Raw genomic sequence first — 12,969 nt, 5'->3', positions numbered from 1 at the left:
TCTTGACCTCGGAGGCTTGACTCATGAAACGAATCGTTCTGCTCGTCGCCACCAACCTGGCGATCATGCTTGTGCTCGGCATCGTCAGCACGCTGACGGGGGCCAACAGGTTCTTTGCCGGCAGCGGCCTCGACCTCGGCACGCTGCTTTTGTTCGCCCTCATCATGGGCTTCGGAGGGGCCTTCATCTCCCTGCTGATGTCGAGGACCATTGCCAAATGGAGCACTGGTGCCCAGGTCATCGACTCACCGGGCAATTCGACCGAATTCTGGCTGGTCGAAACGGTTCGTCGGTTTGCCGACAAGGCAGGTCTGCCGATGCCGGAAGTGGCCATCTACGAGGGAGAGCCGAATGCGTTCGCCACCGGCGCGAGTCGCGGCAGTTCACTGGTTGCCGTGTCGACCGGACTGCTGCAGAGCATGACGCGCGAGGAAGCGGAGGCGGTGATTGCGCATGAAGTGGCACACATCGCGAATGGCGACATGGTGACGCTGACGCTGATTCAGGGTGTGGTCAACACTTTCGTCATCTTCATCGCCCGCGTCGTCGGCTGGCTGGTCGATTCGTTCCTGCGCCGGGGAAGTAGCGAGGACAGCGGGCCGGGGATCGGCTACACCATCACCGTCATCGTCTGCGACATCGTCTTCGGCATTCTGGCGAGCATCATCGTCATGTATTTTTCGCGCCAGCGCGAGTTCCGCGCCGACGCCGGCGCCGCCCAGTTGATGGGCACGCCGCGACCGATGATGGCGGCACTCCGCCGCCTGGGTGGCATCGACTCCGGCGACCTGCCGAAGAACATCGCCACCGCCGGCATCACCGATCGCCCTGGCTGGATGGCGCTTTTTTCCAGCCATCCGCCGATCGCCGAACGAATCGCCGCGCTGGAAAACGCCCGCTGAGCAGCGCGCGTCCCGCAAGCTGCCGGGCTTCGGCCCGGCAGTCACTGTCTGCGGCGGGCATGTGCAAACCGCGGGATCGGCGAGCGGCGGCTCAAACGTCACGGCTGCCGGCACAACCGGACCCTGAGGGGTGAAAACCAGTTGCCACCGGCACGCGCCTTCAGCCGCCACCCTGCCGCCAAGGCTCCGGCTTGCCGAAAAAGTAGCCCTGCGCGTAGTCGACCCCGAGCTGACGCAGGCGATCGACGATTTCCCGGTTCTCTACGTATTCGGCGATCGTCCGCAATCCGAGCGCGTGACTCATCTGGTTGATCGCTGCGACCAGCGCTTCATCGTGTGCGCTCGAGCACATGTCCTTGACGAAGCTGCCGTCGATCTTGAGAAAGTCCACCGGCAGGGTCTTCAGGTAGTGGAAGGAAGAGAGCCCACTGCCGAAGTCATCGAGCGCCAGCTGGCAGCCGTGGCGCTTGAGGGCGGCCATCACGCCAAGCGCTGGCCGCAGGTTCTGGATGGCTGCCGTCTCGGTGATCTCGAAACAGGCGCGCTCGGCCGGGAACGAGAATTCGGCGAGCTGCGCCTCGATGAACTGCAGCAGACTCTCGTCGCTCAACGAATTGCCCGAAAGGTTGATCGCCAGGGTGGCGCCGGTCGTGCCGATCCCCTGCGCATACTCCTGGAATGCTCGCCTGATCACCCAGCGGTCGATCGCTCCCATGAGTCCGAAGCGCTCGGCGGCCGGAATGAACACCGCCGGCAAGACCAGCTCGCCCTGCCGGCCGGGATCGACTTCATGCACGACACGAAGCAGCGCTTCGTAGCGAACGACGCGGAACTCGGACCCGGTGAGCCCGACGATCGGCTGGTAGTGCAGCCGGAAAAGCCCACGCTCGAGAGCGTCCCGCAGACCGGCCGCGCCCAGCAACTCGCTGTGGCGCTGCACGGTCTCGGTATCGCCCGACTGGTAGACATGAACCCGGTTGCGGCCAAGTTCCTTGGCCGTATAGCAGGCGACGTCGGCACGCGTCAGCAGTTCCGCGGTATCCTGGGTCTCGGCGGTGATCGGCACGAGACCAATGCTGGCGCCGACCTGGTAGCTCCGACCCTCCCAGCTGAAGCTGTGCTGGCGAAGCGTGCGCAGCGCCGCCTGGGCGACGACATGGCCACGTTCCAGCGGGCAGTTCTCCTGCAGCAGGGCAAACTCATCGCCACCGATTCGTGCGAGCGTATCGCTTTCGCGGAAGCTGCCCGCCAGCAGCGCGTTGATCTGTTTCAGCAGCTGGTCGCCCGCGGCATGCCCGGCCGTGTCGTTGACCACCTTGAACTGGTCGAGATCGATGTAACAAAGGACATGCCGGGCCCCCTCATCCTGCGCCGATGACACTGCCCGCTCGAGTCGCCGCTCGAACTCCGCGCGGTTGATCAGTCCGGTCAGCGCGTCGTGAGTCGCATCGTGCGCCAGTTGGCGAGCCAACTGGCGAGTCTCGGTGACATTGTGGAAGACCAGGACGACACCCCGCAGCCCGCCATCCCCGCGAGGAATCGGTGCCGCCGAGTCGTTGATGTCGTACTCCCGCCCGTCCCTCGCCAGCAGGACGCAATGGCCAGGCAGCGAGACGATTCGCTTCTCGGTCAGGCAACGCTGGATGGGATCCCTGGCCGGCACCCGTGTTTCCTCGTGCACGACACGAAAGACATCTGCCGCCGGCCGGCCGCGGGCCTCTGCCAACGCCCAACCGCTCAGGCTCTCCGCCATCGGATTCATGTAGTCGATCCTGCCTTGGGCGTCGGTCGTGATGACCGCATCACCGATCGAGTCCAGGGTCACCTGCACCCTTTCCTTGGCTTCCAGAAGCCGCCGTTCCGCACGCTTGCGATCGGTCACGTCGATACTGACGCCGACCAGTTGCTCAACCGCCCCGCCGGCATTCTTCAACGGTACCTTGATCGTGTGGAACCAGCGCTCCTCACCGCTACGGCCGAGGAAGCTGACTTCCCGCTCGATGCGTTCCTGGCGACCGGCAGCGATCGCCTCATCATCGCCTTCCAGGGCCTGCAGAAGCTGCGCGTCGCCGACGAAATCCGCCTGCAGTCTGCCGACCATCTGCTCGGGCGTCTGCCGGAAGCGCTCCGCCAGACTCTGGTTGGCGAGGCGGATCCGGCCCTCGCGGTCGACGACGAAGATGAAGTGCGGGCTGGCGTCGATGACCGTGCGGAGAAAGGCGCGTTGCGCCTCGATCTCGTCCTGCGCCCGCAGCAGGCGCTCAACCAGCTTGACGTTGCGGAAACAGGCAGCAATGTTGGCGACGAAGACGTCGAGCAAGGTACGGTCGATCGTCTCCAGCATCTGTCCTCCCTCGAGGAAGATCGCCGCCTCCTGGCTCGGTGCCGCCTGCAGGTAGAGAACGGCATGATCCACTCCGAAGACGTGCCTGCGACGCGCCACGCTGCTCATGATGGCCGCGACGATGCGCTGGTCGGCCAGCGTCTCCAGCGGCTGCGCGATGCAACCCGCATGGCGGCCGGTCGCGCCAACGACGTAGCAGCGTTCGCGGTCGTCACCCAGGGGTGAGCCCTTCTGAGTGCAGACGATTCCATCCACGGGCAACCTGAGCAGTGCCGCGAGCTGGGTCAGAACACCTTCGGCCAGGTTGGCAATGGCGTGTTCCTGCATCAGGTCGGCCGCAGCCCGCACGATCAGCTCGAGACCGCGGCGATGCTCGGCGAGAGCATGCAGCTGCTGGTAGGAGCGCAGCGCCGAACTGACGGTCGTGATCAGCCTGGTATGCGTCAGCTCCCCCTTGGTGCGATAGTCGTTGATGTCGTATTCCTGGATGACCGTCAGTTCGGGCGCGTAGCCCGGCTCGCCGGTACGCAGGATCAGGCGACACTCGGCGAGGCCGAGCTCATCGCGGATGAAACCGACCAGATCGAGACCGGCCTGGGCCGTCTCCATCACCACGTCGAGCAGAACCACGGCAACGTCGAGGTTGTCGCGCAACAGCGCCCGCGCCGCGGCGGCGCTGCTGGCGTGCAGCAAGCGGAGGGGTCGCCCGAAAAGCCGCAGATCGAGCAGCGCGAAGCGGGTGACGGTATGCACCTCGGGGTCGTCGTCGATGACCAGAATCGTCCACGGGAGAAGCCCGGCAGCCGGCTGCGCGTCGGCCTGTGCCTTGTCATCGGCCCAGCGAAGCAGGTCGTCAGTCATGCCGCGATCTCCCTCAACGAAGCCGATAGCTCTGATGGCAGGCGACGCAGGCCGCAGTCAGAGTCGGCAGCGCGGCGACCGTCTGCTCACGGTCGCCGCCGGCAGCAACCCGGGCAAAATCACTGGCCGCCTTGTGACCGTCGATGCCGATGGCGTGCATCGCCGGCGGCATGTGCGGACCCGGCCGGGCCGTGAAGGGCTGGCTGCGGTGCTTGCCCATCGCCGAGACGCCGAGTTCCCGTTCGGCGACGGCAGCCGCTTCGCGCAGCTGTCCGGCGGCCACCAGCGCGAGAATCTCGTTCAGCGCCAAGAGGCTGGCACGCATCTCGCCTCGCAGGTTGGCTTCGGCAGCCGCTGGCATCGGCGCCAGGACGCGAGCATCGTCGGCCGCGTACGTGCTGCCGACGAGAAGCGCCAGCAGACCGATCAGAACCATCTTCATCCTTTGCCCACTCCGCGCAGCAGAAAATCGATCGCCATGCCGACAAAGACGCTGGCGCCAAACCAGTTGTTGTTCCGGAAGGCCCTGAAGCAGTCTGCCGGCTCGCGATACCTGATCAGTGTGAAATGATGGCCGGCTATTCCTGCCGCAACGGCCAGGCCAGCGTAGAACGCCTGACCCAGTCCGACGCCATGGCCGATGACGCCGATCAGCGCCAGAGCGAGTGCATAGCAGAGCATGACCGCCGCGACGTCGAAACTGCCAAAGGTGATCGCCGACGTCCGGATGCCGATCTTCAGATCGTCGGCGCGGTCGACCATCGCATACTCGGTATCGTAGGCGATCGCCCAGAAGACGTTGGCCAGCAGCAACCACCAGGCCTCGGCGGGTACCTGTCCGAGCTGGGCAGCGTAGGCCATCGGGATGCCGAAGCCGAAAGCGACACCCAGATACGCTTGCGGAATCGCCAGAAAGCGCTTGGTAAACGGGTAGCTCGCAGCGAGCCCCAGGGCCGCCACACACAGGCCGGCGAGCAGCCAGCTGCGCAGCGGCAGCACGAGGACGGCCGCACAGCCGACCAGCACGGCGAACAGCCACGCTGCCTCGCCCACCGAGACGCGGCCGGCCGCCAGCGGGCGATTCCTTGTACGCTCGACGTGCGGGTCGAAGTTGCGGTCCGCAAGGTCGTTGATCACGCACCCCGCCGAGCGCATCAGGACCGTGCCGAGGACGAAGATCCACACCACCAGCCAGTCGGGTCTGCCGCGTGCCGAGAGCCAGAGCCCCCACAGGGTCGGCCAGAGAAGCAGCAGTATGCCAATCGGCTTGTCCAGCCGCATCAGCCGTTCGTAGAGATCGGCCCGTTCGCGCAGCCTGAGCCCGGAGAGTTGCATGGCTGACATTCTAACGCCAGTCGCCACGCAATCCGGCGACGATCTGCTGCAGATGTTCGGGGGTCGCCGCCGCCGGCGCCACCGGCGTCCCGACGTTCAGCGCAATGCGCGAGAAGATGCCGCGGCGCAGCGGCCTGCTCATCGCCGGCCCGTCCTTGCGACTGAAGAAGCTGCCCCACAAGCCTTGCAGGGCCATCGGGATGACCGGCACCGGCGTGCGCCCGACGATGCGCTGCACCCCCGGTCGAAACGGGTAGAGCTCGCCGGTGTCGGTGATGCGCCCTTCGGGAAAGATGGCCACCAGTTCGCCGGCTGCGAGGGCCTGCGCCACCTCCTCGAAAGCCGCTTCCATCATCGCCGCGTCCTCGCGCGCCGGCGCGATCGGAATCGCGTGCATGTGACGGAAGACGAAACCGATCAGCGGCAGGCGATAGATCCGGTGGTCCATGACGAAGCGGATCGGCCGCCGGCTGGCGGCGGCGATGACCAGCGGGTCGACGAAGCTGACGTGGTTGCTGATCAGCACCGCCGGACCTTCTTCCGGAATGTTCTCGATGCCGGTCTGCCGCAGACGGTAGAAGGAGTGGATCAGCAGCCAGGCGACGAAGCGCAGCATGAACTCGGGAACCAGACTGTAGATGTAGACCGCCACCGCCGCGTTGCAGAGCGCCGCGACGCCGAACAGGGCCGCGATCGTCAGGCCGTCGCCGAGCAGCAAGGCAGCCGCCAGCGAACCGACGACCATGAAGAGCGCATTGAGGATGTTGTTGGCCGCGATGATCCGGGCGCGCTGGTCCACCGCGCTGCGCAACTGGATCAGCGCGTACAGCGGGACGATGAAGAAGCCGCCGAAGAGACCGAGGGCAAAGAGGTCGAGCAGAACCCGCCAGGTTGCCGGCAACGCCAGCAGCGCGGCCAGCGACAGCGGAGCGCCGGCCGGGAGCAGCGCGGGCGATGCGAAAGCGATGTCGATGCCGAAGAGGGTGAGTCCGATCGAGCCGAAAGGCACCAGACCGATTTCCACCTGACCGGCCGAAAGCCGCTCGCAGAGCAGCGAGCCGACGCCGATGCCGACGGTGAACACGGCCAGCAGCAGCGTGACGGAGGTTTCGTCGCCACCGAGGACGAAGCGGGCATACGCCGGAAACTGTGCCAGAAACATGGCGCCGTAGAGCCAGAACCACGAGATGCCGAGGATCGAGAGAAAGACGGCGCGGTTGCTGCGCGCAAAGCCGATGTTGCGCCAGGTCTCGGAGAACGGGTTGAGACTGACCACGAGCTGCGGTGCCGGCGCCGCGGCGGCGGGTATGCCACGGCTGCAGATGTAGCCCAGGACGGCGATCAGCAGCCCGGCGATGGCAACCCACGTCGGCTGATGGGCAGCACCGGCGAGCAGGCCACCGGCGAGCGTGCCGATCAGGATGGCGACAAAGGTGCCCGCCTCGACCAGCGCATTGCCGCCGACGAGCTCGCTCTCGCGCAGGTGCTGCGGCAGAATGGCGTACTTGACCGGACCGAAGAGGGTCGAGTGCAGGCCCAGCAGGAACAGTGCGGCGAACAGGATCGGCAGGCTGTGGATGGCGAAGCCCAGCAGCGCCACCCCCATGATCAGGACTTCGAGCAGTTTGACCAGCCGCGCCAGTCTGGCCTTGTCGTATTTGTCGGCCAGCTGGCCGGCAGTCGCCGAGAAGAGGAAGAACGGCAGGATGAACACGCCGGCGGCGAGGTTGGTCAGCACCTCCGGCCGGATCGTCGTCCAGCTGGCCGCCTGGAAGGTCAGCAGGACAACCAAAGCGTTCTTGAAGAGGTTGTCGTTGAAGGCACCGAGGAACTGGGTGGCAAAGAACGGTCCGAAGCGGCGTGCCTTGAGCAGGCCAAACTGGGAACTCATGCAGTCTTCCTTTCTCGGGGAGCAAAGAACCCGCGCGTCGCCAGGATGGCCGGGCGACGCGAGCCTGCGCGCCAGCACGCCGCGGCAAGCGGCGCAGGCGGTCGCCGCCAGCGCGGCGGCTGGCCACCGAGCCGATCGACAGCCGCCGGAGCGGCGCCCGCGGGCCGGCTGCCAGAGCGGGATCATCAAGCATCAACGCGCGTCCTGATCGGGGCAAGGGCTCGCTAGGCTATATGCATGACCCGGCGCGCGCAAGCCCCTGCGGCTGCCGCGGGTGCAATCGAAAGTGCGACTGTCGACCGACTGCTAAGAGAGAAGCTTGACGAACGAGCTGGATTCCGGCCTGCGCCGGAATGACGGTAGCCCCATGCGTTGGCGCCAGAACAAGTCTACCGTGGCCACTAGCGCCTCGCGCCGGCGCCAGTCGCACTTTCAATTGCACCCGGCTGCCGCAGCATCGGGGAATGCGCACCCGGCTCCTCCGCAGCCCGCTGCAGGGCAACGCGGACGCCCAGGACTGGAGGTTCACGAGCGGCCTGCCGGCAACCATGCGACACGGCGCGGCTGCCGCAGGAATCACCCGTGATCAGGACAGGAGCCGCGTCTGCGCCCGGCACCGGAACGCGGCATGGCGGCGAACGCCGGAACGAATCCCCGGCGTACGGATCGGATACAATTCGCGCCCGCCAAACCCGTGGGCAGACCGCCAGCAGGACGCGCAGGCTGCGCGTCGGCAAACGCCGGCTGCAAGCCCGGGATCGACGGCAGAGGACGGACTCTGACCGTACGGCCGGGTGAGCACCTCAGGGAGGACAGACATGCGGACGGACCGGTGGACCATCAGGAAGCGCCTGATCATGATTTCGGCGGTGGCCATTGCCGGCCTCGCAGCCCTCGCGCTCGATTCGCTGTACACGCTGCGCAGCAGCATGCTGCAGGACCGGAAGGAGAAGACACAGGTTCTCGTCGAGGTGGCTGGCGGCGTCATCGCGCGCTTCCACGAGTTGGCGCGCAAGGGCACGCTGAGCGATGAGGAGGCCCGCCATGGGGCAGCCGAGACCTTGCGCCACATGCGCTACGCCGGCGGCGAGTATTTCTTCATCCTCGATACGCAGCACCGCTTCGTCATGCATCCGCTGAAACCGGAACTCGAGGGCACGAGCGGCGCCGAAATGCGCGACCCGAACGGCAAGCCGCTGATCCGCGAAATCGTCCGCACGGCGCTGGCCAGCGGGCCCGGTGGCCTCGTCGAGTACGTGTTCGCCCGCGCCGGCAGCGACCAGCCGGCGCCCAAGATCAGCTACGCCGCCGAGTTCAAGCCCTGAGGCTGGGTGTACGGGACCGGCATCTATGTCGATGATATCGCTGCCGCCTTCCGCAGCAAGGCGATCGAGTCGCTGGGCATCGTTGCCCTGGCCGTCGCCGTCCTCGCCGGCGTGTCGCTGGCGATCGGCCGCAGCGTGCTGCGGCAGCTCGGCGGTGAGCCTGCGGCAGCCTCGGCCATCGCGCGACGGGTGGCTGCTGGTGACCTGGCGGTGGATGTCGACGCCGCAAGCCTCGTCGGCGACAGCCTGATGGGTTCGATTGCCGAGATGCAGAGCCAGTTGCGGGCGATGATCGCCGAGATCGATCGCCTCGCCGGCGTACTCGCCGACCGTGCCCGCGAGATCGCCGTCGCCACCGGCGAAGCCAGCCGGGCTGCCGATGCACAGGCAGATTCGACTGCTGCCACCGCAGCCTCGATCGAACAGCTCACGGTCAGCATCGGCGAGGTCGCGCAGAACGCCCACGCCAGCGGCGAAAGCTCGGACGAAGTAGCCGGCTGCGCCGAACAGGGCCGGCAACTGGTGGCCGGCTCGGCGGCGGAGATCGAAGCGATCGCCGCCATCGTCAGCCGCTCTGCGGCGCAGATCGGCCAGTTGGCAGGCCGCTCCCGCGAGATCGGCGGCATCGCCGCGACGATCAGGGAGATCGCCGAGCAGACCAACCTCCTGGCTCTCAACGCGGCCATCGAAGCCGCGCGGGCAGGCGAGCAGGGGCGCGGTTTTGCCGTCGTCGCCGATGAAGTGCGCAAGCTGGCGGAAAGAACGGCCAGGGCCACGAGCGAGATCAGCGCGATGCTCGTCGGCGTCCAGGCCGATACGGAGTCGGCCGTGGCCGCCATGAGCGAGGCAGCGCCACAGGTTGCGCGTGGCCTCGACAAGGCGCGCGAGGCGAGCAGTGTGCTCGAGCTCATCCTGCGGCAGGCGCAACAGTCGAGCGAACGCGGGCATGAAGTGGCGCTGGCCACGCATGAACAGGCGACGGTCGCCGAGGACGTCGCCCGCCACCTGCAGCACATCGCCTCGATGACCGAGGAGACCAGGTCAACGATGCATGCCCATAGCGCCGCAGCGACTGAACTGGAACAGCTTGCCGGCCGGCTGCGCGAGGTCGTCGCCCGCTTTCGCCTCACCTGAGCGTCAGCGGACGGCGACCGTGGCCGGCGGGCCGAGGGACTGCCGTGCCGACAGCGCGAGTGGTCCGCCCTCCTCTGACCATGTCCGACACGCCAGGAAGACACCCTTGTCGAGCTTGCCACGCAGCGCTGCTCCCGCGCCAGCGGGCCCGGCTTGCGGCGGTGAGTCCGGGGCTTTCGCCAGAATTCCTTTCGCTGTATTGTCACGTCCGCGGACAGGGACATCGACGTGGCAGCAGTGACTTTCCGGACTGCTGCCGACGCGCGAGCGACGGCAGCCGAAGGTCGCGCTCGCCCGACCCTCCGCTTGCCGCCGATCATCCAGGAGCAACTGCGCCATGAATGCCGTCGGTGACGATTCACCGTCACCATCCGCGAAGGACCCTCGGGACGATGCTCGCGCTGCGGCCGACATCAGCCATTTCGTGGGCATCGGCGCCGCGGCAGGCGGACTCGAAGCCCTGCATGGGCTGATCGCGCGCCTGTCTCCAACCGGTCGCACCGTCTATTTCCTGGCCCTCGAGCAGTCGGCCGACGAGCCGGGGGCGCCGACGGAAGCGCTGGCCGAGGGCGCACGACTTGCCGTCCGGACCGCCGTCGATGGCGAGCCGATCGCCGCGGATCGGGTCTGGGTGGTGCCGCCCGGTCTGGATCTCGACGTGCGCGGCGGCCGTGTCCGGCTCGCCCCGCCAGCGGCGGACGCCCAAAGCTCCGCCGCCATCGACCGGCTCTTCCTGTCCCTGGCAGAGCGCTATGGCAGTCGCGCCGTCGGCGTCCTCCTGTCGGGGACTGGCGACGACGGAACCGAGGGCGGCAAGGCGATCCACGCGGCGGGCGGGAGAGTGATCGTGCAACGGCGGGCCAGTGGCCCGTGCGCCGATCAGCCCGCGGCAGCGATTGAAGCCGGCATCGTCGACCGACAACTGGACATTGCGGAAATTGCGGAAATCGCGGATTACCTGCATGCCTTGGGCAACGCGCCGCCCGCTTTCCCCCCGCCAGCGACGGCAGGCAGCGGCTCCGACCCCCGCGATGCCTATCGGGAATTGCTCCAGCGCGTGCTGGAAGCGACCCAGATGGACGTCAGCCACTACAAGGAGGGCACACTCCGCCGCCAGATCGAAAGGCGGGTCGCCAGCCTGCACCTGCCTTCCCTGGAAGACTACCTGAGCTTCGTGCGCGCCAACCCGGACGAGGTGAAGCTGCTCCAGCAAAGCTTCATGATTTCGGTGACCGAGTTCTTCCGGGACGCGCCGGTCTTCGCCGCGCTGCGTGAGGTGGTGGCCAGCCTGGTCGCCAGCAAGCAGCCGGGCGATGCGCTCCGCGCGTGGGTGCCGGGCTGCGCCAGCGGCGAGGAAGCGTATTCCATCGCCATCGTCCTGGCCGAAGTGCTGGGCGAACGCCTGGCGCAGTTCGACGTGCGGGTTTTCGCCACCGATGTCGATCCAAAGGCCATCCAGACGGCGCGGGCCGGGGTTTACCCCCGCTCGGCACTGGAACACCTCGACGCCGACCTGCGCCAGCGCTACTTCGTGCCGCAGGGCCGGGCGCTGCGCGTGGGCCGGGCGATCCGCGAGCGCTGCGTCTTCGCCGGCCACGATGTGGCAAGCCAGCCGCCTTTTCTGGGCCTCGATCTGATCAGTTGCCGCAACCTGCTGATCTATTTTCAGCCCGGTCTGCAGGAGGAAGTGCTCGGCAAGTTTCATTATGCCTTGAACCCGGACGGTTACCTTCTGCTGGGCCAGTCGGAATCCGCGGGCACCGCCAGCAAGCTGTTCGAACCGGAGAATGGCCGATGCCGGCTGTATCGCCGGCGCAACGTACCCTCGCCGCGTCCTCCTCGCCACTCGCAGAACGCGCTGGGCCGGCCGCCACAGCCGCCAGCGGTCGCCAGCGGACGTGCGCGGTCCGCCGAGTCCGCCATGCGCGAATGCCTGCTGCGCGAGTACGCCCCCGCCAGCGTGTTGGTGAACCGCGATGGCCTGCCGCTGCATTTCTTCGGGGAGGTGGGGCGCTATCTGAACATTCGCAAGGGCACGGCGGATTTTTCCCTGCTCGCCTTGTCGCGGCCGGAACTGCACGACGAGATCAGGACCCTGTTGCATCGCGCCAACCGGGAAGGCAGCGGGCTGGCGGCAGGACGATTTCAGCCGCTCGCGCTGGAGGACGGCGCCGTGCTGGTGCGGATGGTGGCGCGTCGCGTCGACATGGACCTCAGGACGGGCGAAGGCGCCATCCTGATCAGCTTCGAGGAACGCCCCGCTTTCCCGGAGACGCCGGCGCCCGACGGCGGGCAGCCACAGCGGCAGACCGTTCCCGACGAAGCCGACGAACTGCGCCAGGAACTGGCGGCCACCCGCGAGCATCTGCAGGCGGTGATCGAGGAGATGGAGACCTCGAGCGAGGAGCTGCAGTCCCTCAACGAAGAACTGCAGGTGTCCTCGGAAGAAGTGCAAGCGTCCAACGAGGAACTCCAGTCCACCAACGAAGAACTGATCACCCTCAACGACGAACTGGGCACCAAGTCGGCGGACCTGGCCGACACCAACGACACGCTGATCAACATCCTCGACTCGATCCAGGTCGGGCTGGTGGTGGTGGACGGGCAAGGCAAGGTGCGCCGCTTCAATCCGCTGGCAGTGCGGGTGTTCGGCCTGATGCCGGAAGACGTCGGCCAACGCTTGTGCGGCGTGCCATGCACGCTCGACCTGCCCGACCTGCAGGAGCAGATGGCTGCGGTGATTCGTTCCGGCTCGCCGATGATCCGCCATGTCGGCCACGATAACCGACATTACCTGATGCAGGTCTCCGCTTACATCGATCGCTCCGGCGCGCGCACGGGCGCGGTGCTCAGCTTCGCCGACATCTCCGAACTGCGCCGCGCCGAAATCGAGCGGGAACAGGCCGAGATCAGCTATCGCTCGCTGTTCGCGAACATGCTGAACGGCTTTGCCCATTGCCGGATGGTGTACGAACGGGGGCAACCCCGGGATTTCGTCTACCTGAACGTCAACACGGCTTTCGAGGCCTTGACGGGCCTGAAGGATGTCGTCGGCAGGAAAGCCACCGAGGTGATTCCGGGCATCCGGGAGACCGATTCCGAGTTGTTCGACATCTACGCCCGGGTGGCCTCGTCCGGGCGACCCGAGCGCTTCGAGTTCTAGCTGAAGGCCCTGCG

At 66.9% G+C, this 12,969-nt stretch carries 8 protein-coding genes; 4 read left to right on the top strand and 4 right to left on the bottom strand.

Annotation, left to right across the window (positions count from 1 at the left end; genetic code table 11):
• Positions 1 to 23 precede the first annotated feature (23 nt).
• Positions 24 to 902 carry a protease HtpX gene (gene htpX, locus NFW30_RS17600; protein WP_295356993.1) on the top strand — a complete coding sequence of 293 codons (879 nt, stop codon included), beginning with the start codon at positions 24 to 26 and terminating at the stop codon, positions 900 to 902.
• 160 nt (positions 903 to 1,062) lie between these two features.
• Here the strand turns inward: htpX and NFW30_RS17595 are convergent, their stop codons facing one another.
• From NFW30_RS17595 to NFW30_RS17580, 4 genes are read right to left on the bottom strand one after another with little or no spacing between them, the layout of a single operon-like run.
• A complete protein-coding gene (locus NFW30_RS17595) occupies positions 1,063 to 4,107 on the bottom strand; it encodes an EAL domain-containing protein (RefSeq protein WP_295356996.1) in 3,045 nt (1,014 codons plus the stop codon).
• Between the two features lie 13 nt (positions 4,108 to 4,120).
• The gene (locus tag NFW30_RS17590; RefSeq protein ID WP_295356999.1) at positions 4,121 to 4,549 is read right to left on the bottom strand and encodes a cytochrome C; all 429 of its coding nucleotides are present in this window, start codon (positions 4,547 to 4,549) and stop codon (positions 4,121 to 4,123) included.
• Positions 4,546 to 5,442: a 4-hydroxybenzoate octaprenyltransferase gene (gene ubiA / locus NFW30_RS17585; RefSeq protein WP_295357085.1), complete on the bottom strand. Its 897-nt coding sequence runs from the start codon at positions 5,440 to 5,442 to the stop codon at positions 4,546 to 4,548. Before ubiA ends, NFW30_RS17590 begins: the two co-directional genes overlap by 4 nt.
• A gap of 10 nt (positions 5,443 to 5,452) precedes the next feature.
• Positions 5,453 to 7,333, bottom strand: coding sequence for an MFS transporter (locus NFW30_RS17580; RefSeq protein ID WP_295357002.1), 1,881 nt, complete (start codon positions 7,331 to 7,333; stop codon positions 5,453 to 5,455).
• A gap of 818 nt (positions 7,334 to 8,151) precedes the next feature.
• Between NFW30_RS17580 and NFW30_RS17575 the strand changes: the two genes are divergently transcribed.
• From NFW30_RS17575 to NFW30_RS17565, 3 genes are all read left to right on the top strand, one after another.
• Positions 8,152 to 8,658: a cache domain-containing protein gene (locus tag NFW30_RS17575; protein WP_295357005.1), complete on the top strand. Its 507-nt coding sequence runs from the start codon at positions 8,152 to 8,154 to the stop codon at positions 8,656 to 8,658.
• Positions 8,659 to 8,664: 6 nt separating this feature from the next.
• Positions 8,665 to 9,792: a methyl-accepting chemotaxis protein gene (locus NFW30_RS17570; protein ID WP_295357007.1), complete on the top strand. Its 1,128-nt coding sequence runs from the start codon at positions 8,665 to 8,667 to the stop codon at positions 9,790 to 9,792.
• 337 nt (positions 9,793 to 10,129) lie between these two features.
• A complete protein-coding gene (locus NFW30_RS17565) occupies positions 10,130 to 12,955 on the top strand; it encodes a CheR family methyltransferase (protein WP_295357010.1) in 2,826 nt (941 codons plus the stop codon).
• Positions 12,956 to 12,969: the final 14 nt, after the last annotated feature.

Source organism: Accumulibacter sp., assembly GCF_023806635.1.
Taxonomy (GTDB): Bacteria; Pseudomonadota; Gammaproteobacteria; order Burkholderiales; family Rhodocyclaceae; genus Accumulibacter.
The sequence above is the reverse complement of the archived record's forward strand: the minus strand, read 5'-3'. Positions and strand labels throughout refer to the sequence as shown.